Below are 20007 nucleotides of genomic sequence, written 5' to 3' on the forward strand. Positions count from 1 at the left end.
GAAATTCGTCAAACAGACCAGACAAGGCAGTACGTGCAGCAGCCGAATTTTCTTGTCACGGCAGTATTTTTCTGTCGCGGGGCAGTTTCCCGGCATGTCACACGCCGAGACGCTCTCCGCATCGAAGGCCTACGCCGCCGCCGCGGCAGACGCCGGTTTCGACGGTGTGTGGATCGCCGAGCACCACTTCATCTCCTACGGTGTCTGCCCGTCCGCGATCGCCTTCGCCGCCCACCTGCTCGGGAGCACCAGCAGCATCGAGGTCGGCACCGCGGCCTGCGTGCTGTCCACCCGCCATCCCGTCGCGCTCGGCGAGGAGACTGTGCTCCTCGACCACCTCTCAGAGGGACGGTTCCGGCTCGGGGTCGCCCGCGGCGGGCCGTGGCTGGACCTCGAGGTCTTCGGCACCGGCCTGCCGCGCTACGAACGAGGCTTCCCCGAAGCGCTCGACCTGCTCCTGCGGTGGCTCGGTGAGCAGAAGGTCGCCGCGGACGGCGAGTTCTTCGCCTTCCGCGAGACAGCGGTCGTGTCTCATGCACGCACCAGCCCTCGCCCACCCGTCTGGGTCGCCGCGACCTCGATCGCCACCGTCGACCTCGCCGCCGAACGCGGCCTGCCGCTGCTGTTGGGCATCCACGAGGACGCGCCGGCAAGGCACGCCTGCTCACCCGATACGCCGAAGTCGCCACCCGGAACGGGCACGACCCTCTTTCCGTTCCTCACACGGCAACAGTCCTGACCCAGGTCGGCGACAGCCGGGCCGAGGCGGCCGACACGCTCCGCACCACGATGCCCGGCTGGATCGGCCGCGGCACGGCGAACTACGTCCGGCTCGACGCGACCCCCGGGCCACAGCGTGATCCCCACGCCTACGTCGAGCATCTGCTTCGCATCCATCCCGTCGGCACCCCGGAACAGTGCACGCGGCGCCTCATCGAAACCATCGAGCGCACCGGCGTACGTCGTCTGCTACTCATGACGGAAGGCGCAGGCACCAGGCAGGACGTGCTCGACAACATCGCCCGGATCGGCGCCGAGGTCCTCCCGCCGATCACCGGCGGCGCGACGACCAGAACAGCCGGCGGGCCAGACCGGGGGGCCTTCCCACAGCCATTCACTCCCTGATGGATCCCTGCAACCCACTCGCCGGGCGCCGGCAGGCCTGGGGGCGGTAGTCACCTACGCACGAGCCTCCGCGCTGTCACCCCACGCACGTCTTCGCCCACACGAGGAGAGCGACACCGCCGCGCCGACCGCTCGCGGACAGCACGTCCACGAGCGGCCGCAGCCTCGCCAGCTCCGCCGCGTGCTCAGCAGTCGACGAGTTCCGGCTGCTGGTTGAGGACCTGACCCTCGATCGACACGAACCGCTGGTACTGGGTTCCATCGACGGTCTCGGGACGGAACGCCGCGAGACGGTGGCAGTTCTGGAAGGCCAGAACCACGCCGAAACGACGCTCCAGTGCCCCGCGGATGGCGTTGCTCGCCAGCGCCCGCAGAAGCTGCCCGCGGGCCTGCTCGTCCTGCGGCGGCACCAGGTTGTCGGCGAAGTCCCGATCGCTGGCGGGCAGCTCGGCGGCAAGGCGCTCGACGAGCCCGTAGGCGTAGGGCAGCGACTCCCGCACGCAGGCGAGGAACTCGTCGTCGTCCAGTCTGCCTTCCGCGGCGGCGGTGACCATGTCAGGGGGAACGGTCAGGGACACGAACGGCCTCCCAGGGCAACGAAGGATCACGACCATCGAGACGGTCTCCGGACGGGCGATGCATGTCAATGATCCTGTTGGCGTTCGAGTGTTGGACGTCCCAAATGTCCGAGCCTCGCGATCCGCATTCCACCCGACATCTCACGTAGAGTCATTTCGCGCATGTCGGAGCTGCCGTCGCGGTACGGCGGAAAGTGGAGGATGGCTCCCCGGCAAGACTCTCGTGATCTTTCCATCTTCCTTCGGCCGTGCCGGGTTCGGGGTTGACGGCGGGCTGCGGGCACCGCGCGCCCGACAGCCCCAGAGGTCAGCTCACATCCGATCCGGGCCCGTGATGGCAGAATCGAACGCTAGGCAGCACGGGGCTGCGACCAGCGAGAAGGCCGGGAGCGGGCCCGGCGCTCGACCAGGAGGAGGCCGATCACATGACCAGAGCGGATTCCTCCCAAGCCSAGGACGGCGCGCGCCGCGTCGGTACGACGTCGCGGTCCACGAGGCAGGGGGCGGCCATCTCGGCTGCCCTCGGCGCCACCGAGACGTTCACCACCGCACAGGAACTACACGCGATGCTGCGGGCGACAGGCGACTCGACCGGCCTCACGACCGTCTACCGGCACCTGCAGGTACTCGCCGACCGGGGCGAGGTCGACGTCCTGAGGCATACCGACGGCGAAACGCTGTACCGGCGATGCGCGAGCGAGGAACACCACCACCACCTCGTCTGYCGGACCTGCGGGCTGGCCGTCGAGATCAGCAACCCCGACGTCGAGGCCTGGGCGGCTCGCGTCGCGGTAGCCGAAGGGTTCACCGACGTGACCCACACCGTCGAAATCTCCGGCCTGTGTCGCGCCTRCTCGGGCCTTCCGCGCGAGCCATAGAGCAGCTTCCAAGCACATGACCCAAACGTGCTGCCGACGGTGTTCCTTGGGCAGCCAGCGGGTCACAGCCGCCCCACATACAGCGACGTTCCGTTTCTCGTAGGCCGCGAACCGCGAGCAGCATGGCGAACGCTCACCGACGGCGGGTGATGGGTTGAGTGTCGGCGTCGACATCACCGCCGCGGGCCGCGTCCGCCTCGGTCCGAAGGGATACAGGGCTGTGGGGGCTGGGCGGGTGTCGTCGTGATGCGGCGAGGGCGGCGACGGCGGTGGTGAGGGGTACCGAGGCGACCAGGCCGATAGTGCCGGCGGCGGTCCGCACGATCTCGGCGCCGACGAGATCGGTGCCGGCCAGGTCGGCGCTGCTGCGGTCGGCGAGGGTGAACAGGAGCAGGGTCGGCAGGGCGGCACCGGCGTAGGCGAGCACCAGGGTGTAGACGCTGGAGGCGATGTGGTCGCGTCCGACGCRCATCCCGGAGCGGTACAGGTGCCGCAGCGAGGCCTGCGGGACCCGCGTCGGACACCTCCCAGACCGCGGCGGCCTGGGTGATCGTCATGTCGTTGATCAGGCCGAGTGAGCCGATGATGACACTGGCGAGCACGAGGCCTGGAAGGCTCAGCTGCCCGGCGAACGCCTTGAGCATCACGTCCTCGTCCGAACCGAGCCCGGTGATGTGGGCGAACCTGATCGCCAGTGCGCCGAACGCGCCGGTCAGGGCCATGCTGGCGATGGTGCCCAGCAGCGCGGCGGTCGTGCGCGCGGAAACGCCGTGCGCGAGATAAAGCAGAACGACAACCAGGGCGGTACCCGTGGTCAGGGCGACCGCGACGGGAGGATGCCCGTCGAGCAGGGACGGCAACGTGAACCTGACGATCACCAGATAGCTCAGGACGAGGCCGACGAGCGCGGCCAGCCCACGCCAACGCGCGACGGCGACGACCACGGCGGCGGCGGCGGCGAGGAACGCGATCGCGCCGATGGGCGCGGAGCGTTGGAAGTCCGCGACGTAGTAGGCGGCCTTGCCCGCGATGTCGGTGGTGGGAGCGAGCCGGACCCTGTCCCCCGCTTCCAGCACCGGTCCGGTGGGATCGACCAGCGTGTCGAGATGGAGCCGGGTACCGGAATCCGGCGCGTCGTCCAGGACCACGTCGATGCGGTCGCAGATCCCCTGCGACGTCCCCGTGCCGGTCAGGTCGGGGCAGGGCCCCGGCCGACGCGTTCGACCCGGTTCAGGAGGGTGTGGGCCAAGGAGTGTGAACCGGCTCCGCATCAAGGTTTTCCGCGCCGCCCACAGCAGCACCGTGAGCGTAATGATCATCTATGCCGCGAGGTAAACGAACGCGAACGTGGGTGAGGCCAGCGCGTACAGGAGCCACGCCGCGACGCTGGCGGCGATGTTCCCGATCGCCTGCACGGTGGCGAGCAGCCCGAACGCCGACCCGCGGATCCGCTCGGACGCGCACGCGGCAACCGCCGCATGCTCCGCGGTCTCCGCGCACCCGACCCGACACTGGCCAGCACGAACGCGACCCCAGCAGCCAGAGCTGCCACCCGGACACCGCGAACAGCAGGTAGGAGACCAGGAACGCCGTCACACCGGCAACGGTGACCAGCAGCGGCTGACGGCGGCCAAGCCGGCCGGAGATCCCTCCGGCGGGAAACGACGCGATCGTGGCAGCGACGTTGTAGGCGATGTACAGGCCGATCGCGATCCGGGTGGCCGTGGCCGTGCCGTGGCCCGGGGCCCGCAGGTCGCCGGCCCGCAGGATCAGCGGGGTGACGGCCACGGTTCGCGATCACCTGCCCTGCACGACAGCTTCCGCCGGGCGCGACCGCCTCGACACCCCCCGACGGCCTCCTCTAGTTTGCAGTTGCGAATCATAGGCAACTACTGTTCAGTCGCAGGCCGACCGAGGGAGCAGGATCCATGGGAAGCGCCCCTACCGACCCGATGGCCGCGTGCCTGCCGGTGGCGATCGAGATCATGACCGCCTACACCGACTCCGCCGACGACCCCACCTTCTTCTGGGAGAGCGTCCAACGGGTGATGGCCGACGGCGCGCAGCGCACCAACCCGGCGGYGGCCATGGCCGAGCTCGTACTCGGGCTGGCGACACTGTGCGGGATCACCCTGAACGATCTCGCCGATCGTTCCGGATCTGACGTGGCGGCGCGCGACATCCTGCGCGACATCCGGCGCGGGTACGTCTCCGGCGCTGCCGGACCCGTCAAGCCGGCCAGCTCGGCCGAGAGCGGCTGACGGCCTCTCCTCGCCCACGAACCCCCATACCGCGACGGTCCACACACTGCGGATCATCATCCACCCTCAACCAGTGAAGGACGACCAGGTGAGCGTCTACACCCTGCCCGACCTCCAGTACGACTACGCCGCGCTGGAGCCGGCGATCAGCGGCCAGATCCTCGAACTGCACCACGACAAGCACCACGCGACCTACGTCGCCGGCGCCAACACCACACTGGACAAGCTCGCCGAGGCCCGGGAGAAGGGCGACTTCGGCGCGATCGTCGGCCTGGAGAAGACTCTGGCGTTCAACGTCTCCGGCCACATCCTGCACTCCGTCTACTGGCAGAACCTCTCCCCCGACGGCGGCGACAAGCCCGACGGCGCCCTCGGCGACGCCATCRCCGAGTCCTTCGGCTCGTTCGACAGCTTCAGGGCACAGCTCACCGCGGCCACCACCACGGTGCAGGGCTCCGGATGGGGCGTCCTGGCCTACGACCAGCTCTCCGGGCGCCTCCTCGTCGAGCAGGTCTACGACCACCAGAGCAACGTCGGCATCGGCAACAGCGCCCTGCTCGTCTTCGACGCCTGGGAGCACGCCTGGTACCTGCAGTACAAGAACGTCAAAGCCGACTACGTGACCGCCCTGTGGGACATCGTCAACTGGGCCGACGTCGCCGCCCGCTACACCGCCGCCAGGCAGATCACCCCGGTCTGACCCGACCCGCGCGCAGGCTCCACGTCACCCTGCCGACCGGGAGGGAAAGCACCTACCACCCCGGCCGGCAGGGCACCCGGCGTCGACGGTCAGACCGGTTCCGCCGAGGCCTCCAGGGCCGGCCGACCCGCACCCCAGCGTTCCTCGATGAGCACGCGGGCGATGACGACCCGCTGTGCCTGGCCTCCGGAAAGCTCGTCGGCATGCCGGTCCGCGAGGCTGGGGTCGCGGACGGGTCAGTGGGCGTGCGCCACGGAATGATGCTGGAGCCGAGGCTCGGGTCGGACCCGGGCCAGTAGCTCGCCCACGACGGGGTCGGCAAGCCGGTAGCGGATCACCCGGCCGTCCCGCTCGGCGACGACGGCCTGCTGGTGACGCAGAACCCGCAGTGCCTGCGAGACCGCGGCGTCGTTCATCTCGACCGCGACGGCGAGGTCCGAGACGGAGATCGGGCCGACATGGTGGATCGCCAGCAGGATCGCGAGCCGGCCCGGCTCACCGAGCATCGCGAACAGGCCGGCCCAGCGCGCGACGTCGGCCCGGTCCCCGATCGCGGCAACCGCGTCACACGCCCGGTCATGATCGATGATCCGATGCTGGGACCGGGCGTCCAACCGGTGCATCGGCCAATTGTCGCACCCGCGCCGCCAGCCGGATGCCGGCCGATGCGCGACCCCCTCCCGGTCCGGCGGGCGCAACCATGCTCCACCGCTCATCGTGCGCGCAGCACAAAAACCTGCATTTCCTTGCAGATGAGCATGTGATCTCGTACAGTTCGTCCCGCCGTGGTGTTCGGGAAGCCGGTGTGAAACCGGAGCGGCCCTCGCCACTGTGATCGGGATGTCACCGGCCAGTCCCCGCCGAGTCGGGGAAGTCACTGGGCGCCGGAAATCGTCGCCTGGGAAGGCGGCCGGTGACGCACCACCCGTCAGCCAGGAGACCGGCCACGGCACCCGCGATCCGTCCACGAGGTGCTGGAAGGCGGCTTTACTTCGTATGCGCGCACGTCTGGTGGCCCTGGGGGCCACCCTCCTGCTCACCCCGGCCCTGCTGGCGGGCTGCGGCGACGACGACCCGTCACCGGCCGCCGGACCGAGTGCCGACGCCCATGGCTGCGTCACCTCGTTCGACGAGGGCACCGACTACTTCCCCGTGCACTCCACCCTGGAGCACGCGAAGAACTTCACGATCACCTACGAGAAGGCCTACCAAATCCTCACGGTGAAGGAGCCCTACCCGGACGGGAAACCCGAGTCCTACGTGCTCTACCGGTGYGGCACCCCGAAGCCGGAGCTGACCGACGACCTCACCGACGCACCGCGCCTCCAGGTGCCGATCGACAGCCTGTACTCCGGCTCGACCACCCACCTGCCGCTGCTGGCCGACCTCGACCGCACCGACATTCTCACCGGCGTGTCGACCGCGACCTCCGTGGTCAACAAGGACATCCGCGCCCGCATCGACACGGGCACGGTCGTCGAGTACGCGAGCAACGGCCAGCTCGACACCGAGAAGGTCGTCACCGCCGCGCCGGACGTCCTGATGACCGGCGGCACCGACGACCCGGCCTACCAGAAGCTGCGCGACGCCGGCATCCCGGTCGTCGCCAACGCGGAATGGCTGGAGGCCGACCCGCTCGGCCGCGCCGAATGGGTGAAGTTCATGGCCGCGCTCACCGGCGACGAGGAGAAGGCCACGAAGGTCTTCGACCAGATCGAGGCCGACTACGACGCCATCGTCGACAAGGTGCCCGACAGCCCACAGGTCCCCGCCCTGATCGGCACCATGTACCAGGGCACCTGGTACATGCCCTCCGGTGGCAGCTACGTCGGCAAGCTCCTCGCCGACGCCGGCGCCAGCTACCCCTGGTCCGGCGAGAAGGAAACCGGCAGCCTCGAACTCGACTTCGAGACCGTCTTCACCAGGGCCGGCAGCGCGAAGATCTGGCTCGCCGACGGCGAATGGAAGACGAAGGCGGACATCACCGCTGAGGATGCCCGCTACGGCCAGTTCGCGGCCTTCCGCGACGGCCAGATCTGGAGCAACAACCTCGTCATCGGCGCCGGCGGCGGCAACGACTACTGGGAACGCGGCGTGACCCGCCCCGACCTCGTCCTCGGTGACCTCGCCGCCATCCTGCACCCCGACGCCTTCCCCAACCACACCTTCGCCTTCTACCAGCAGATCAAGTAGTGACCTCGACCGTCGACCCCACGGCGGGGGCCGCCCCTGACCCGGCGGCCCCCGCCAGCGCTACCCACAGGGCACCCGCGAGGGGCACCGCACCCGCGGAAGACCGGCGCCGGCCATCCGCCCGCGAGCCGCTCGTCCTCACCGCACTGGCCGCGGGACTGCTCGGCGTGTTCCTGCTCGCGCTGGCCATCGGGTCAGTCTCCATCCCCCTCGACGAGACCCTGCGCGTGCTCGTCGGCCACGAGCCGCACGACCCGCGCTGGACGGTGGTCATCCGTGAGATCCGGYTGCCCCGCGCACTCACCGCCGTGCTCGCCGGAGCGGCGCTGGGAGTCGCCGGCCTGCAGATGCAGACCCTGTTCCGCAACCCACTCGCGGACCCGTACTCGCTGGGGGTCAGCTCCGGTGCCAGCCTCGGCGTCGCCCTCGTCGTCGCCGGTGTCGGCGGCTCCGGCGGCACCTTCACCGCCAGCGTCGCCGGCAGCGGCCGGTACGGCATCGTCGTGGCGTCGGCGGCCGGAGCCGCCGTCGTCCTCGGCGCGGTACTCGCGCTCGCCCAGTGGGTACGCTCCGTCGTCACCCTGCTGGTCATCGGCGTCATCCTCACCAGTGCGGTGGGCTCCCTGGTCAGCCTCCTGCTGACCTGGACAGCGCCGCAACGGGCCATCCAGTACTGGATGTGGTCGCTCGGGAGTTTCGCCGGGACGTCCAACGCCGATCTGGCCGTCTTCGCGCCGATAGTCGGGGCCGGGCTGCTGCTGGCGCTGCTGACCGTCAAGCCGCTCAACGCCCTGCTGCTCGGCGAGAACTACGCCCGCACCCTCGGCCTGCGGCTACGCCACGTCCGCGCGGCCACCCTGCTCGGCGCGTCCCTGCTCGCCGGCGCGGTGACCGCCTTCTGCGGCCCTGTCGCCTTCCTCGGCATCGCCGTGCCGCACATCGCCCGCCGCGCACTCGGCACCGCCGATCATCGGCTGCTCGTCCCGGGGACAATGCTCACCGGGGCCGGGCTGGCACTCGCCTGCTCGATCGGCTCCCAGCTGCCCGGCACCGACATGGTCCTGCCCATCAACGTCATCACCTCGCTGGTCGGCGCCCCCATCGTCATCGCGGTGCTCCTGCGGGCCCGCGCCGCCGTCGCCGGAGTCGCCTGATGCCCGGTCAGCAGCCGTGGCGGCGCGCCGCGGTGCCGCAGGAGGCCGGAACACAGCCCGAGACCGGGCTCCGGCTGGACGGACTCGCCGTCGGCTACGGCCACCGGCGCGGACGCCGTCCCGTACTCACCGCGCTGACCGCCGTCGCACCGCGCGGCGGACTGACCGTGCTGCTCGGCCCGAACGGCGTCGGCAAGTCCACCCTGCTGCGCACCCTCGCCGGCCTGCAACCACCGCTGGGCGGGCGGGTCCTGCTGGACGGATCCGACCTCGCCCGGCTCGGCCGCGCCGACCGGGCCCGGATGGTGAGCACCGTCCTCACCGACCGCGTCCAGGTCGGCCTGCTCACCACCGCGGACCTCGTCGGCCTCGGACGCCACCCACACACCGGCCCCACCGGCCGCCTCGACGCCACCGACCACGCCGTCGTCGACTGGGCCCTGGCCGCCGTCGGCGCGACCCGGCTGGYCACCCGCGACGCCGACGAACTCTCCGACGGCGAACGCCAACGGGCGATGATCGCGCGCGCCCTCGCCCAGGAACCGTCACTGATGCTCCTCGACGAGCCGACCGCCTTCCTCGACGCTCCCAGCCGGGTCACCATCACCGCGCTGCTACGCCGCCTCGCCCGCGAACGTGACCTCGCCGTCGTCGTCTCCACCCACGACCTGGAGCTCTCCCTCCGGGTCGCCGACCAGGTCTGGCTCGTCAACCGGGTAGGAAACCTGCACACGGGCACCCCCGACGAGGTGATCGACTCAGGGGCGATCAACGCCACCTTCGACGGCGACGACCTGCACTTCGACCCCGCCACCCGGACCTTCGAACTCCGCGGGACGCCTCAGTAAGGAGCCGGAGATGACCACCGACACCAACTACCGCACCGTCGACGAACTGGGCAACGGCACCCTGCACCTCTGGGACCTGCCCACCGACACCGACACCCTGCTGTCGATCATCACGGACGTCTTCACCGACCACTGGCGCCAGATCGGCTTCGGCGTCATCGTCCAAGGCGCCGCCTGGGAAGTCGCCGCACCGAACGCGCCCCGGAAGATCGCCATGTACGACGGATACGTAACGGTGGATTTCGGCGCCTGGCACTTCCACCTCTGCATCGGCGAACACACCGCCAGCGGCCCCGAACTCGGCCGCATCCGCCGCTGCGCCCGCGCCGAGCTCTACCGCCGCATCGGCCTGGACGGCGCGCCCGCCTCCTGGGGGCTGCGGATGTTCAACACGATCGGCGAGCAGATGATGACCGTCCTGCTCCCCAACCCGTTCCTCACCGACACCCAGAAACTATGCGCCGTCCCCGACTTCTCCCGGCTCGCCGCCTGGGACCACCTCCGCCACCGCTACCTCGGACTCGGCCCCGACCCACTCGACCGCACCGGCACCGGCTTCCGCCACGGCTGACTCCCCACCATGCGGAAGCGTGCTTCGAAAGTTGCCTCTCTCAGCTGATTGCTCTGAGCGTCCGGGGCGGTTCACCGCTGTCGCGGTAGGYGGCGAGGAGATCCTCGCGGGCGCGCGCGACCCGGGAGCGGATGGTGCCGATGGGGCAGTCACAGACCTGCGCGGCCTCGGCGTAGGTGAGGCCCAGCAGCTGTGTCGCCACGAAGGCCTCGCGGCGGTCGGCGGGCAGCTCGTGCAGCAGCGTCCGCAGGATGACTCCGTCCTCGACGGAACTGTTGGCGGYGGGCTCGGTGTCGACGGTCCGGCGCCAGTCCGTTTCCGAGGCGGACCGCGGGCCGCGGGTCAGCGCACGGATGTGGTCGGCGGCGACCCGCCGCGCGATGGCCAGCAGCCAGGTCCGGGCCGAGGAGCGGCCGGCGAACGAGGGCAGGGCCCGGATCGCCCGGGCGTAGGTCTCCTGGCACAGGTCCTCAGCACAGCCCGGGTCGGTCAGGTGCAGCAGGAACCGGTGGGTCTGCTGTTGGGTCGCGCGGATGAACGCCGCCGCGGCGGCCTGGTCACCACGGCCGCCTGCCACTGCCCAGGCGGTGACCGTCTGCTCATCGTGCTCGACTCCTGACACGCCCGGAAGGCTATCCGGTGGCACAGCGGCCGTTTCCGGGCTTTGGAACTTTTCGCCGCCACAGGACGACAATGCAGACCATGGGGTGTGAGACCTGGCGCGAAGCGCTGTCCGCTCGGCTCGACGGGGAGGAGCCCGGAGTGTCAGCGGCACTCATCGACGCGCACCTGGAACGGTGCCCGGCCTGCGCCGCCTGGCAGCGCGAGGCGGCGTTGCTCCGCGCCGCCGTCCACGCGGCACCTCACGACGCTCCTTCGCCGGACTTCACTCACCTGTCCGGGCTGACCCCCGCCAAGGTGTCGCCCCTGTTCGTCTGTCTGCGCTGGGGGYTCGCCGCKCTGGGGCTCGCCCAGCTCGTGCTCGGGCTGCTGCAGGTTCTCGGGGTGGGGCCGTTCCATGCCGCCCCGGTCTCGACCCATCACGGCGTGACCGGCGCGACGCATGCGGAACACCTGTCGCACGAGTCCGCCGCCTGGAACCTCGCGGTGGGCGTCGGTTTCCTGGCCGCCGCGGCACGCCGCGCCGTCGCGGACGGGCTCGTGCCGCTGCTCACGGCGTTCGTCGGAATCCTCGGGTTGCTGTCCATCAACGACATCACCCACGGCGAGGTCTCGGCCAGCCGGCTGCTCACCCACACGGTTCTCCTCGCGGGCTACCTGTTGGTCCTGACGCTCACCCGGCTGACCACCGACCCCGGCGCCCCGTGGGCGAAAACCACACGTGACGGCACCGAACGTGACGACCGCGGCGCCGATTCCCCCGCGGGGGTGCGGACTCAGCAACGACTGCGTCTGGTTCCCCGGCCGACGAGCCGACTGCGACGCGGCGACCGGCACGCCGCCTGACGTCCGCCAACCGCTGCGCCTGCCAGGGGTAGCCCGGCGGTGGGGCGGCTCATCCAGGCCCGTCTGCCCCGAGGGTTCCGCTCGCTGTCCGGTCAGGCGTGACATGTCGGGAACCAGAAGGGGCTCGCTGCCGACTACCTGAACATGAACTCGACAGCTTCGCGGGATGGCGAGGCCGGGAGTACCGGTCCGGGCAGGCTCTGCCTGGATGACGGTATCGGCCGCTGGGTCGGGATCACGCCGGCGGCCGTATCCACGCCGGCGGTCCAGTGCGTGCGGACGGCGGTCCTCGCGGGCGTGGGCGGGCATGTGCCAGCGGGGACCGTGACCAATGACGACCTGACGGCCAGGTTCGACACCTCGGACTCCTGGATCAGGGAACGCACCGGGATCCACACCCGGCATGTCGTCGCACCGGGTGAGTCCACCTCCGACCTCGCCGTGCGGGCGGGCGCCGCGGCGCTGGAGTCCGCCGGGACGAAAGCGGTGGGCGCGGTCGTCGTCGCGACGACCACCCCGGACCGGCCCTGTCCGGCGACCGCTCCCGTGGTCGCCGACCGGCTGGGGCTCGGGAAGGTGCCCGCTTTCGACCTGGGTGCGGTGTGCTCGGGTTTCGTCTACGGGCTCGCCACCGCCCACGGGCTGATCTCCGCCGGCGTGGTGGACAGTGTCCTGCTCATCGGGGCGGACACCTTCTCCACCATCCTGGACCCGCAGGACCGCGGTACGAGGGCGGTGTTCGGTGACGGTGCGGGAGCCGTCGTGCTGCGTGCCGGTGAGCGCTCCGAGGCCGGCGCGTTGCTGGCCTTCGACCTGGGCAGTGACGGCTCCCAGGAGGACCTGATCACGGTCCGTTCCGGCGGGTCCCGGGCACCGCTGCCGGTCGGCGGACCGTCCGCGCCTGACGGGTCTGGATCCGGCCGCTGGTTCTCCATGCAGGGGCAGGTCGTCTACCGGCATGCCGTCGGGCGGATGACGGCGTCGGCGCGTGCTGTCCTCGCCTCCGTCGGCTGGCCGCCGGACGCCGTGGACCTGTTCGTGGCGCACCAGGCGAACGAGCGCATTCTGACCGCGGTCGGGGCGCGGCTCGGGATCCCGGCCGGGAACGTGTCCGTGCGGCTGGCTGACGTGGGTAACACCGCCGCGGCCTCGATCCCGCTGGCGCTGTCGGCCGAGTGGGCGGCGGGCCGGCTGCGCCCGCGGGATCGGGTCCTTCTTACGGCCTTCGGCGGGGGAACGACCTGGGGCTCGGTCGCGCTGATGTGGCCGGAGATCACACCGTGAGCGGTGACGCCGGTCGGATCGGCGCGAGCCGGATCGAACCCGCCGATGTCCGCGCGGTGGTGACCGTGTTCGTCGGCGAGTACGGCACCGTGCCGCCTGGCGGTGTCCCGCAGGAGGCTCTGCTGAGCGATCTCGATGTGGATTCGCTCGGCCTCGTGGACCTGCTGACCCTGTTGGAACGCGAGTTCGGGGTGGAGGTGCCGGACGAGCGCATCGCCGGGATCTCCAGTGTCGCGGACCTGATCGACGAGGTGGTGGCGGTGTCCCTGCCGGGTGGCGCGCACGGCCCGGGCAGAGGTGACGACGAGAGGAGCCCGCTGTCGTGAGAACCCGTCGGGCGGACAACGGTTTCGGGGTGGTGGTCGAGGGATTCGACCCGGCCTCGGACGCCGAGGTGGCCGAGCTGAAACGGACCGTCTACCGGGAACGCATCGCCGTGCTGACCGGCCAGGATCTCGATCCGGCGGCTTTCCTGCGCCTCGGGCGGCGGCTGGGGCGACCCGAGGCCTATTACGAGCCCATCTACCATCACCCGGACGTTCCCGAGGTGTTCGTCTCGTCGAACGTCGCGCAGGCCGGAGAACAGATCGGTGTACCCCGAACCGGGAAGTTCTGGCATTCGGACTACCAGTTCATGCCCGACCCGTTCGACCTGACCCTGATTCTTCCGCAGGTCGTGCCGAGCCGGAACCGCGGCACGTTCTTCATCGACATGTCCCGTGCCTACGAGCTGCTGGACGGCCGGCTGCGCGCGGCGGTCGAGGGAACGTTCGCCCGCCACAGCGTCCGGCGCTACTTCAAGATCCGGCCCGGCGACGTCTACCGGCCGATCTCGGAGGTGCTGGCCGAAATCGACGAGCGCACCCCCGCGGTCCGCTTCCCGACGGTCGTGACCCACCCGCACAGCGGACGAAAGCTCCTCTACATCAGCGAGGGCTTCACCCAGGCCATCGAGGACGCCGAGGGCGAGGAACGCCCAGGTCTGCTCGCCGAGCTCCTGACCGCCAGCGGGCAGCTCGACCCCACCTGTACCCATCCGGCCATTCACCTGCAGACCTTCGACGTGGGTGACCTGCTGGTGTGGGACAACCGCTCCCTGGTGCACCGGGCCCTGCACACCGCGACCGACGAGCCCGCTGTGTCCTACCGGGTGACCGTGTACGACCCGCCGGCCGTGGACGCCGACGGCTCRCTGGAGCTGGCCGGCGCGGGGGTGGCATGACCACCCTCACGACCTCGCGGGTCGTCGCCGACGACCCGCGGCTGCGGGAGCAGGTGCTGCGCTGCTACAAGCCGCACTGCCGGTACCTGCGTTCGGCGACGGCCACGTTCGACGACGGACGGATCCGACTGACGGCAGACTTCTCGATCCCGGAGTCCTGCTACATCGACGACACCGGGCATCTCAACGCCGTCGAGGTCAACATCTGTTACAACCAGATGCTCTATCTCGCCATCGCGACCTGTGTGAGAGAAAAGGCGGAGCCGGTATTCGCGGGCTGGACGATGGAGGATTTCCTCCGCCGCCAGCTGCCCTCGGTGCTCATCGCCCGCATGCAGAGCGTCTTCACCCGCGGGCTGGACGCGCGGGGCTTCTCCGGCGAGTTCCGACTGGACCAGGCCACCGCGCGCCGRCTGCGTCCGGGCAGCGACCCGCTGATCTCCTTGAGCACCTCCTTCCGTTACTGGGACCAGGTCGGCGACGGATGCCATGRCACCGCCGCCGTCGCGGTCGTCCCCGACTCCGCTCCTCCCGCGACGACATCCCCGGAGGCACCTGTCCCGGATGCGACGTCGCCGTCGCCGGACCCGGCTCGTACGGGACGAGGCCTGTGACGGCCCCCGAAGCGCCCACGGAGGCGGCCCCACCCACGGCCGCCGCGCATCAGGTCACGTCGCGGCCACCTGGAATCGCCGAGCTGGTCTCCCGGCACGCGGCCAGGCAGCCCCACACCCCTGCTGTCATCTGCGCCGGCCGCACGACCGACTACGAGCGGCTCGACCGGGAGAGCAACCGGACGGCCTGGGCGATCCTCGGCTCCGGCATCCCGGCCGGCGGCCGGGTGGCCTATCTCGGCCGCGAGTCCGAGCACTACTACGAGGTGTTCGTCGCCTGTGCCAAGGCCGGGACGGTGCTCGTCCCCATCAACTGGCGTCTGACCGCCCCGGAGATCGAGCACATCCTGCGGGACTCGGCATCCGAGCTGCTCTTCGTCACCGCTGACCTGCGCGCCACCGCCGAACAGGCGATCGGGCCACACGCTGATGTGTGGATCGTCGTCGTGGACGGCCCAGCACCTGGCGCGGCGGCGGGGTTACCCGCAGGCCCGGACCGAGGTCCCCACCTGGCGGTCTGGAAGGAGTCCCACAGCACCGCCGCCGTGGAGGGCATGGGCCCGGGTGGAGCCAGCGGTGGACCGGACGATCCGATCCTGCAGCTGTACACCAGCGGGACCACCGGGCTACCGAAGGGCGTCGTGCTGGCGCAGCGCAGCCTGCACGCCGTGCGGGAGGCACTCGCGGGCGCCGGGCTGGACTGGATCGACTGGCGACCGGGCGACCGGGCCCTGGTCGGCATCCCGGGCTTTCACGTCGGGGGCATCTGGTGGGCGTCACAGAACCTCGCCGCGGGGGTGACGAACGTGGTGCTGCCCGCGTTCGACAGTCGCACGGCGGTGCGGCTCATTCGTGACCTCGGGGTGACCACCGCCTGTGTGGTGCCGTCGATGCTGCGGCTGATGCTCGCCGAACCGGAGGCCGATCGCGCCGCGTTCCGCACCCTACGCAAGATCGTCTATGGTGGCTCCCCGATCTCCGAGAGCCTGTTGCGGGAGTCGCTGGAGACCTTCGACTGCGAGTTCGCCCAGATCTACGGCCTCACCGAGACCGGCAACACCGCTGTGTGCCTGCCACCGGCGGACCACCGGCCGGGCAGCGCGCGGCTGCGCGCGGCGGGCCGCCCCTACCCGGGTATCGAGGCGAAGGTCGTCGGCCCAGACGGGGCCACGCTGCCCGCCGGTGAGGTCGGCGAGATCTGCCTGTTCACCCCCGCCCGGATGATCGGCTACTGGAACCTCCCGGAGGCGACCGCCAGCACGCTGGCGGACGGATGGGTGCACACCGGTGACGCCGGCCGGCTCGACGCCGACGGGTACGTCCACATCCTCGACCGGGTGAAGGATCTGATCATCGTCGCGGGCGAGAACATCTACCCGAACGAGATCGAGAACGCGCTCGCCCACCATCCCGCCGTGGCGGATGTGGCCGTGATCGGGGTGCCCGACGACCGGTTCGGCGAGGCGGTCCAGGCGTTCGTAGCACCGCGGGACGGCCAGGAGGTGCGGGCCCGTGATCTCGTGGTGTTCCTCAGGGACCGGATCGCCACGTTCAAGATCCCGTCCCGCTTCGAGTTCGTCGACCGGATCCCGCGCAACCCCAGCGGCAAGATCCTGCGGCGTGAGCTGCGCGAGCGCTACTGGGCCGGCCGTGACCGGCGGGTCAACTGATGAGACCCGCCGAGCAGCTGCCCGTCGACCCGCGGACCGTCCGCGCCGACGTCGCCGAGCTGTTGTTCGTCACCCCTGACGAGCTGGGCGAGGACGACAACCTCTTCGACGCCGGCCTGGACTCCGTCGCCCTGCTCACCCTGGTCGAGCAGTGGCGGGAGAAGGGTGCGGACGTCGCCTTCGTCGACCTGGCCGAGAACCCGACCCTCGCCGGCTTCGACCGGGTCCTGACCGCGGCCCGACCGGCGTCCGGTCCACCGGCCCCCGCCCAGTCGCCGTCCGGCCCGCCGCCCGGTGCGTCGGGCGGGTCGGAGCCGTCCGATGGGTGAGCGGCTGCCGCTGTCGGCCGCCCAGCGCGGGATCTGGACCGGCCAGCAGCTCGACCCGGGCACACCGGCCTACAACACCGCCGAGTACGTGCTCATCGACGGCGAGATCCACCTCGACGTGCTGGAGCGGGCCGCACGTGGAGCCGTGGCCGAGACCGAGGCCGTCCGCGTGCGCTTCGGCACGGGCGCCGCCACCGAGAACAGCTCCGGCGACGAGGCCGGCTCCGACGAGCCGTGGCAGGAGATCGGCCCGGTCGAGTTCGCCGTCCACCAACAGGACCTGCGCGGCCTACCCGACCCGCTCCTCGCGGCCGAGGAGTGGATGGCCGCGGACGTCGCGCGACCCGTCGACCTGCGGACGGGGCCACTGTTCGGCCATGCGCTGTTCCGCCTGGGTGACCGCAGCGTGCTGTGGTACCACCGCGTGCACCACATCGCACTCGACGGGTACGGGCTGGCGCTCGTCGCCCGCCGGGTCGCCGAGATCTACACGGCACTCGCACAGGACCAGCAGCCACCGGCCCACTCCTTCGGCTCGCTCGCGTCGGTGGTCACCGAGGACCACGCCTACACCGCGTCCGACCAGTTCACCCGCGACCAGCGATTCTGGGCCGACTACCATGACGGCCGCCCGGCACCGGTGACCCTCGCCGGGCGCTCCGCCCCGCTCGCCCGCGAGGTGCTGCGCCGGGCCGCGGACGTCGACGCGGACACCCTGGCCCTGCTGCGCGAGTCGGGCCGGGCGGCGAAGGCGCAGTGGAGCGACATGCTCGTCGCCGCGCTGGCCGCCTACCTGTACCGGATGAGCGAGCAACGCCGACCTGACGGCCCGGCCCAGATCTCCCTGGCGGTACCCGTGATGGGCCGGACGGGCTCGGTCGCCCTGCGGGTGCCGTGCATGGTGCTCAACGCCGTCCAGGCCTGGGTCCGCGTCGAGCCGGGCGACAGCCTGCTCGACCTGGCGGGGCAGGTCGCCGCCCACCTGCGGGGCAGCCGGCGTCATCACCGGTACCGCTACGAGCAGCTGCGCCGCGACCTGCGGATGGTGGGCGGCGAACGCAAGCTGTTCGGGCCGTCCGCGAACATCATGCCGTTCGACTACGGACTGCGGTTCGACGGACATCCCGCGATCGTCCGCAACGTGTCCGCCGGTCTCGTCGAGGACCTCGCGGTCCATGTCTACAACCGGGCCGACGGCGACGGGCTGCGGATCCTCCTCGACGCCAACCCGAACTGCTACAGCGGCGACGAGCTGGCCACACACGCCCGCCGCTTCGCGGCCTTCCTGCACCGCCTCGCCCGCCGACCGGCCGACCCGGTCGACGCAGTCGACCTTCTTCTCGACGGCGAGCGCGAAGCCCTGCTCGTCGCCAGCTCGGGCGCCGCGGCSACACCCGAGGCCGGACCGGAGGCCGGCGACGGACGCCCCGAGGCGTATCGGGCCACCGTCGTGGACCTGTTCGCCGCGGCGGCGACGGCGACCCCGAACCTGCCGGCCCTGACCGCGGTCGAAGGCGTCTGGGCCGCTAACCGGCCGCCTGGCGGGGGAGACGGCCCGGAGGAGGTGGAACCGCCCGGTGACGAGGGACGGTACGGCAGCCTTTCCTACGCGGAGCTGAACGCGCGGGCCAACCAGCTGGCCCGGCTGCTGCTCACGGTGGGCGCCGGCCCCGACCGGCCGGTGGCCCTGCTGCTCCCCCGCACCGGGGACACCGTTGTCGCCCTACTGGCCGCGCTCAAGACCGGCGCACCCTACGTTGCGCTCGACCCGGACCATCCCGAGGAGCGGATCGCCTTCGTGCTCGGCGACACCCGCCCGGCCGCCGTGGTGACAGTCGGCTCACTCGCCGCCGCCGTGGCGACCGACGCCACCCGGGACCTCGCCACCCGGATCATCGAACTGGACGACCCCGACGTCCGGTCGGCCCTCGACCACGCGCCGGCGGGTGATCTGACAGGCAGTGACCAATCGGCGAGCCTGACGCCCGATCATCCCCTGTGCATCGTCCACACCTCCGGGTCGACGGGGCGGCCCAAGGGCGCCGTCCTGACGCATCGTGGGATGGTGAACCTGTTCCACCACCACCGGGTGTCGATGATCGAGCCGGAGGCCGCGGTGGCCGGCCGGCGGATGCGCGCCGCGCTCACCGCCTCGCTGTCCTTCGACACCTCGTGGGAGGGGCTGCTGTGGATGCTGGCAGGCCACGAACTGCACCTGATCGGTGACGACGAGCGCCGGGAGCCCGCCGCGCTGCTGGACTACATCGACGCCCAGGACATCGACTTCCTCGACATCACCCCCACCTACGCCGAGGAACTGATCAACGCCGGGCTGCTCGAACCGGGCCGGCGGGTCCCCGCGGTGATCGCGCTGGGCGGCGAGGCCGCCGGCCCCGTGCTGTGGTCACGGCTGCGGACCGTTCCCGGCCTGAACGCCTACAACCTGTACGGGCCCACCGAGTGCACCGTCGACACCGTCTGGGCCCGGCTCGCGGACAGCGAGACCCCGGTCATCGGCCGGCCGGTGACCGGCGCCCGCGCCTACGTGCTCGACACCGCGCTGCGGCTCGTCCCGCCGGGCCAGATCGGGGAGCTGTACCTCGCGGGCCTGCCTCTAGCCGAGGGCTACCACCGCCGGCCGCGGCTGACCGCCGAGCGGTTCGTGACCGACCCGTTCGGGCCCGCGGGGACGCGGATGTACCGCACCGGCGACCTGGTCCGCCGCCGCGCCGACGGCCTGCTGGAGTACCAGGGCCGGGCCGACACCCAGGTCAAGATCCGTGGCTTCCGCATCGAGCTGGGTGAGATCGAGGCCGTCCTGACCGACCATCCCGAGGTGGCGGCGGCGGCTGTCATCACCCGCTCGGACGGCCCGGGCGGTGAGCGGCTGGTCGCGTACGCCGTGCCGGCCGGGGACAGCCCACTGGCCGAAGCACTGCTGGCCGACACGGCGCCGGCCGACGGTCCGGCGCGGCTGCGTCGCCACCTGGCCCGCCGGCTGCCCGACTACATGGTCCCGCCGGTCATCGTCCTGCTGGACCGCATGCCCCGCACGACGAACGGCAAGCTGGACCGGGCCGCCCTGCCACCACCACCGACCGGTGCCGCCGCGG

At 71.1% G+C, this 20007-nt stretch carries 19 protein-coding genes, 2 pseudogenes and 1 riboswitch; of the genes and pseudogenes, 16 read left to right on the top strand and 5 right to left on the bottom strand.

Features of this window, described 5'->3' with window-relative positions:
- Nucleotides 1-94 precede the first annotated feature (94 nt).
- Nucleotides 95-1125: pseudogene (locus tag KBI5_RS28640) on the top strand (LLM class flavin-dependent oxidoreductase).
- 185 nt (nucleotides 1126-1310) lie between these two features.
- Here the strand turns inward: KBI5_RS28640 and KBI5_RS06795 are convergent.
- Nucleotides 1311-1703 (bottom strand): SCO5389 family protein, encoded by a 393-nt coding sequence (locus KBI5_RS06795; RefSeq protein ID WP_085014633.1) that lies wholly within the window; start codon nucleotides 1701-1703, stop codon nucleotides 1311-1313.
- A gap of 425 nt (nucleotides 1704-2128) precedes the next feature.
- On the opposite strand from KBI5_RS06795, the gene KBI5_RS06800 reads away from it, so the two are divergent.
- The gene (locus KBI5_RS06800; protein WP_085014635.1) at nucleotides 2129-2581 is read left to right on the top strand and encodes a transcriptional repressor; all 453 of its coding nucleotides are present in this window, start codon (nucleotides 2129-2131) and stop codon (nucleotides 2579-2581) included.
- Nucleotides 2582-2714: 133 nt separating this feature from the next.
- Here the strand turns inward: KBI5_RS06800 and KBI5_RS27680 are convergent, their stop codons facing one another.
- Both KBI5_RS27680 and KBI5_RS27685 read right to left on the bottom strand, forming a co-directional pair.
- Entirely contained in the window at nucleotides 2715-3053 is a 339-nt protein-coding gene (locus KBI5_RS27680) for a YibE/F family protein (RefSeq protein WP_241882712.1), read from the bottom strand.
- 94 nt (nucleotides 3054-3147) lie between these two features.
- Nucleotides 3148-3900, bottom strand: a pseudogene (locus KBI5_RS27685) (YibE/F family protein); the annotation flags it as partial.
- A 609-nt stretch (nucleotides 3901-4509) separates the two neighbouring features.
- Here KBI5_RS27685 and KBI5_RS06815 point away from each other — a divergent pair.
- Together KBI5_RS06815 and KBI5_RS06820 are read left to right on the top strand one after the other, a co-directional pair.
- Nucleotides 4510-4842 (top strand): hypothetical protein, encoded by a 333-nt coding sequence (locus tag KBI5_RS06815; protein ID WP_085014637.1) that lies wholly within the window; start codon nucleotides 4510-4512, stop codon nucleotides 4840-4842.
- 88 nt (nucleotides 4843-4930) lie between these two features.
- Complete coding sequence (locus KBI5_RS06820) at nucleotides 4931-5542, top strand: superoxide dismutase (RefSeq protein ID WP_085014673.1); 612 nt, start codon at nucleotides 4931-4933, stop codon at nucleotides 5540-5542.
- Nucleotides 5543-5778: 236 nt separating this feature from the next.
- Here KBI5_RS06820 and KBI5_RS06825 read toward each other — a convergent pair whose 3' ends face one another.
- The gene (locus tag KBI5_RS06825) at nucleotides 5779-6165 is read right to left on the bottom strand and encodes a metalloregulator ArsR/SmtB family transcription factor (protein WP_085014639.1); all 387 of its coding nucleotides are present in this window, start codon (nucleotides 6163-6165) and stop codon (nucleotides 5779-5781) included.
- Nucleotides 6166-6311: 146 nt separating this feature from the next.
- Nucleotides 6312-6506, top strand: a riboswitch (cobalamin riboswitch).
- A 32-nt stretch (nucleotides 6507-6538) separates the two neighbouring features.
- Here KBI5_RS06825 and KBI5_RS06830 point away from each other — a divergent pair.
- The 4 genes from KBI5_RS06830 to KBI5_RS06845 all read left to right on the top strand — a co-directional run bounded on the left by KBI5_RS06830 (nucleotide 6539) and on the right by KBI5_RS06845 (nucleotide 10308).
- Nucleotides 6539-7735 (top strand): ABC transporter substrate-binding protein, encoded by a 1197-nt coding sequence (locus KBI5_RS06830; RefSeq protein ID WP_085014641.1) that lies wholly within the window; start codon nucleotides 6539-6541, stop codon nucleotides 7733-7735.
- Between the two features lie 146 nt (nucleotides 7736-7881).
- Complete coding sequence (locus tag KBI5_RS06835) at nucleotides 7882-8889, top strand: iron ABC transporter permease (RefSeq protein ID WP_116289859.1); 1008 nt, start codon at nucleotides 7882-7884, stop codon at nucleotides 8887-8889.
- Nucleotides 8889-9737 carry an ABC transporter ATP-binding protein gene (locus KBI5_RS06840; protein WP_085014644.1) on the top strand — a complete coding sequence of 283 codons (849 nt, stop codon included), beginning with the start codon at nucleotides 8889-8891 and terminating at the stop codon, nucleotides 9735-9737. Before KBI5_RS06835 ends, KBI5_RS06840 begins: the two co-directional genes overlap by 1 nt.
- 10 nt (nucleotides 9738-9747) lie before the next feature.
- Nucleotides 9748-10308, top strand: coding sequence for a hypothetical protein (locus tag KBI5_RS06845; RefSeq protein WP_085014645.1), 561 nt, complete (start codon nucleotides 9748-9750; stop codon nucleotides 10306-10308).
- Between the two features lie 40 nt (nucleotides 10309-10348).
- On the opposite strand, the gene KBI5_RS06850 is transcribed toward KBI5_RS06845, so the two are convergent.
- Nucleotides 10349-10930 (bottom strand): sigma-70 family RNA polymerase sigma factor, encoded by a 582-nt coding sequence (locus tag KBI5_RS06850; protein WP_206745244.1) that lies wholly within the window; start codon nucleotides 10928-10930, stop codon nucleotides 10349-10351.
- 80 nt (nucleotides 10931-11010) lie between these two features.
- Between KBI5_RS06850 and KBI5_RS06855 the strand changes: the two genes are divergently transcribed.
- The 8 genes from KBI5_RS06855 to KBI5_RS06890 form a co-directional block, all read left to right on the top strand.
- The gene (locus tag KBI5_RS06855; RefSeq protein WP_157902444.1) at nucleotides 11011-11775 is read left to right on the top strand and encodes a zf-HC2 domain-containing protein; all 765 of its coding nucleotides are present in this window, start codon (nucleotides 11011-11013) and stop codon (nucleotides 11773-11775) included.
- A gap of 144 nt (nucleotides 11776-11919) precedes the next feature.
- Nucleotides 11920-13059, top strand: coding sequence for a beta-ketoacyl-ACP synthase III (locus KBI5_RS06860; RefSeq protein ID WP_085014651.1), 1140 nt, complete (start codon nucleotides 11920-11922; stop codon nucleotides 13057-13059).
- Nucleotides 13056-13385 (top strand): phosphopantetheine-binding protein, encoded by a 330-nt coding sequence (locus KBI5_RS06865; RefSeq protein ID WP_157902446.1) that lies wholly within the window; start codon nucleotides 13056-13058, stop codon nucleotides 13383-13385. Before KBI5_RS06860 ends, KBI5_RS06865 begins: the two co-directional genes overlap by 4 nt.
- Entirely contained in the window at nucleotides 13382-14281 is a 900-nt protein-coding gene (locus KBI5_RS06870) for a TauD/TfdA family dioxygenase (protein WP_198537548.1), read from the top strand. The genes KBI5_RS06865 and KBI5_RS06870 overlap by 4 nt, the downstream gene beginning before the upstream one ends.
- Nucleotides 14278-14895 (top strand): FcoT family thioesterase, encoded by a 618-nt coding sequence (locus KBI5_RS06875; protein WP_085014655.1) that lies wholly within the window; start codon nucleotides 14278-14280, stop codon nucleotides 14893-14895. Before KBI5_RS06870 ends, KBI5_RS06875 begins: the two co-directional genes overlap by 4 nt.
- Nucleotides 14892-16565 carry a long-chain-fatty-acid--CoA ligase gene (locus tag KBI5_RS06880; RefSeq protein ID WP_198537552.1) on the top strand — a complete coding sequence of 558 codons (1674 nt, stop codon included), beginning with the start codon at nucleotides 14892-14894 and terminating at the stop codon, nucleotides 16563-16565. The genes KBI5_RS06875 and KBI5_RS06880 overlap by 4 nt, the downstream gene beginning before the upstream one ends.
- Entirely contained in the window at nucleotides 16565-16894 is a 330-nt protein-coding gene (locus tag KBI5_RS06885) for a phosphopantetheine-binding protein (RefSeq protein ID WP_085014659.1), read from the top strand. The genes KBI5_RS06880 and KBI5_RS06885 overlap by 1 nt, the downstream gene beginning before the upstream one ends.
- Nucleotides 16887-20007, top strand: a 3121-nt coding sequence (locus KBI5_RS06890; protein ID WP_085014660.1) for an amino acid adenylation domain-containing protein, incomplete at its 3' end; no start/stop codon positions are given. The genes KBI5_RS06885 and KBI5_RS06890, both read left to right, overlap by 8 nt.

The organism is Frankia sp. KB5 (assembly GCF_002099325.1).
GTDB classification, from domain to species: domain Bacteria; phylum Actinomycetota; class Actinomycetes; order Frankiales; family Frankiaceae; genus Frankia; species Frankia casuarinae.